The 3382-nt window shown below is 35.5% G+C and carries 2 protein-coding genes; one reads left to right on the forward strand and one right to left on the reverse strand.

Annotated features, from left to right (window positions below; genetic code table 11):
- Positions 1 to 702 precede the first annotated feature (702 nt).
- Complete coding sequence (locus BLR27_RS18235) at positions 703 to 2151, forward strand: ammonium transporter (RefSeq protein WP_090707301.1); 1449 nt, start codon at positions 703 to 705, stop codon at positions 2149 to 2151.
- A 218-nt stretch (positions 2152 to 2369) separates the two neighbouring features.
- On the opposite strand, the gene BLR27_RS18240 is transcribed toward BLR27_RS18235, so the two are convergent.
- The gene (locus tag BLR27_RS18240) at positions 2370 to 2843 is read right to left on the reverse strand and encodes a ribonuclease H-like YkuK family protein (RefSeq protein WP_090707303.1); all 474 of its coding nucleotides are present in this window, start codon (positions 2841 to 2843) and stop codon (positions 2370 to 2372) included.
- Positions 2844 to 3382: the final 539 nt, after the last annotated feature.

Here is a 3382-nt window from a genome sequence, read left to right on the forward strand (position 1 = left end):
AAGATTATGTATAAATTATACTAACACTAAAAAGCTAAATCGTAAAACCTAAAACTTTTTAGTAGAATAATCTTAATAGTTGTGCAACAGCCACTCAAGAAAAAAGTATCAAAATCCCATCCGCTGCGTCTGATGCAATAAAAGGCAGTGGTGTGGCTAATTGAGTGCGTGCAGCACCTGCTCCCGATGAAAATCGGGACGGAATAAAGGTGAACGGAGGTTCAGTGAGTGAACGATTTGTTTAATATTCATGAAAATTCTTCATAGGTAACTTGGTATAGAAACCACTATTTTAAATAGAAATTTTCCTGTGGTCAGTTTTCTCACCGTGCCAAAAGCATTAAGGAATGAAAGAATTTCAAGTAAAGACAGGTCTATTCTTAATAAAAAATTAATTTTTGTCTTGAATTTTCATTATTTATTCAATAAATATTCTATTTCCGATTAATTTCTATCTATTTTATTCATTTCTCACTGAATTTAAATAAAATTCAATTCTCGATATAATTTTAAAATGTAAATTGATTGGTTTTATTGAAAATGTTTTAATAATTAGCTGTTTTGTTGAACATAATATATAAAAATTACAAAAATGTTATATTTTTTGTAAAAAATGTATGCATTTTTTCATTTTTTCAATCAATTTATGATATGTTTGTATCTAAATAGTAGAAAAATAGCAAAATATTAAAAATTGCAATCATGAAAATAGACATTAAGCAAATCGCACCATTTTTTATTTTAAGTTGTATCGCAATTGCTTCAATTTTTATAAAATCTGCACCAAATTTTGGCGATACTTCCCAATATAACGGTGCAGATATCGCATGGATGCTGGTTGCAACAGCACTGGTTTTTTTAATGACTCCTGGATTAGCACTTTTTTATGGTGGAATGGTTCATCGTAAAAATGTTATTTCAACCATGATCAAAAGCGTTGTGGCTGCCGGAATAGTAAGTATATTATGGATCACAGTTGGGTTTAGTCTTGCATTTGGGGATTCTTTGGGAGGATTTATTGGAAATCCTATGACCTTCCTTTTCTTTAAAGGAGTAAATTCAGGAGCACCCTGGAGTCTGGCACCTACAATCCCTCTTACCTTGTTTGCAGTTTTTCAGTTAATGTTTGCGATCATAACCCCGGGTTTAGTTGTAGGTGCAGTTGCTGAGCGAATTCGTTTTACCTCCTACATCTTATTTATTTGTCTCTTCAGTTTGCTTGTATATTCTCCACTTGCGCACTGGACCTGGCATCCCGATGGTTTCCTTTTCAAAATGGGATCTTTTGATTTCGCCGGAGGAACGGTAGTTCATATTTCAGCTGGTATGGCTGCGCTGGCCGGAGCACTTGTATTAAAGCGCAGAAGAGTTCATGTTGAACGTCGCGAAATACCCCCTGCAAACATTCCTTATGTATTAATAGGTACCGGTTTATTATGGTTCGGTTGGTTTGGGTTCAATGGTGGTTCAGCTTTTGGTGCTAACGGTCTTGCAGTTTCTGCTTTTGCAACAACAAATGTTGCTGCCGGTTCTGCAGGTTTATCCTGGATGTTCTTTGATGTGGTGAGAGGTAAAAAGCCTTCTGTATTGGGATTTTGTCTCGGGGCCATCATCGGACTGGTTGCAATAACTCCAAGTGCCGGATACGTTGCAATTCCCCAAAGTATATTTATAGGTGCATTTACAGCCTTAATTTCAAATCTTGCAGTTTACTGGAAATCAAAAACTAAACTGGATGATACATTAGATGTTTTTCCTTGTCATGGTGTTGGAGGTATAGTTGGGATGTTGCTGACGGGGGTATTTGCTACAAAAACGGTTAATCCTGATGGTGTTGACGGACTATTATATGGTAACCCCGAGTTTTTCTTTACCCAGGTTAAGGCTCTTGCGATTGTAGTTACATTTAGTTTCACAGCTTCTTTCCTTATTTTTAAATTCATTAATCTTATTCAGCCTATTCGGGTTAGCTCTGAAGATGAAGAAGAAGGTCTTGATGCATCTCAGCATAATGAGAAATATACTCAGGGTACGCTGATCGTTAATAACAATGGTCATGTTTACGAAACAGAGGCGGAGAATGATGTTGAGGAAGATCTGGAAAAGGTAAGGCAGATTGCAGTAGAATATTCAAATGTTAGGGCGCTGTAAATTTAAATTGATATAATAATTTCTTCAGGTGTTTAAGCTATTGAATTATCATTTTGCATCTGCCTGAATCAGAAAGACTCAATTTGGATGAAGATATTTGCCAAAAAATCCAGTCCGTAAAATTTCCATACCAACCAGGGATTACAGGAGGAATGCATTGGCTGTGTTTATATTAAGGATGAACTCCTGTAGCAATAGATAAACAGGTATTCTCAATTTTACTGAACCAGCTTATTTGCACATGTTGAACTGGCAAATGCTTCGGGCTTGGCTTTAAATACAAATCCCATACTTAAAATATATCCCATTGCTTCGTGTAATGCCTGGTTTGACTTGAAATTAGGGTTGGTATTGATGTCGGCATGTACTTCGAGTCCTACATCATAAAGATCCAGAAGGTTACAAAGTGAATAAGCACATTCAATTGATTTTTGGACCTCAGCTAACATTCTTTCTTTAATACTCATCTTAATAGATGATTGCTCCTGATGTATGTACATGAAACCACCTTTTTTCTCCCTTAAAAACACGATTACCGTGGCAAAATCAATAATTGATCCTTTTACCTGGGAATCTGTACCGATACAGACCTTGAGCTTATTTCCCTGATTGTATTCACGTTCTATTGCTGATTCAACTTCGCTGAGGATGGGGCTTTGAATGATCTCTCCATTAAATTTTTTCCAAGTCATAAATTTATATTCATTTTGTGAATTCTATTTAAACCGGTGTATAACAGGATATTATACGATATATTAAAGATAAACTATTATAATCCTTGAAGGATGACCATTTGTGTTATTTATTTGTTAACATATTAACAAACAGGGGGTAGCGGGTTATAGTACGGTGATTTCTGTGACTTAAACAAGGGTAACATCAATTTAAATCGAATGTCATTCCGAAACCTGCCCTTCAGCAGGTGAGGGACCTTCGTAAAAACTAAGAAAAATTTGCTTTTAGGACTAGTCACCTGCTTTAATGTATAGCAGGGTTAAAAGATTTTCAATTAATAGATCAAATGCAAAATGAAGCATAATACCCGTGCGGTTGGATGAAAGAACGGCAGGCCAGGTGTTTTGCCCTCGGCGGTGGAAGCTTCGTTCTTTCTTGATTTTTTGTTTATTTTTTCATCAAGTGGCTGTTGCACAACTTATTTATTTTAAATATTACTTTGTTAAGTAACTGATTATTAGTATTTTGTATTATGCAAGGCAAGAAAAAATATCAG

This window comes from Daejeonella rubra (assembly GCF_900103545.1).
Classification (GTDB): domain Bacteria; phylum Bacteroidota; class Bacteroidia; order Sphingobacteriales; family Sphingobacteriaceae; genus Daejeonella; species Daejeonella rubra.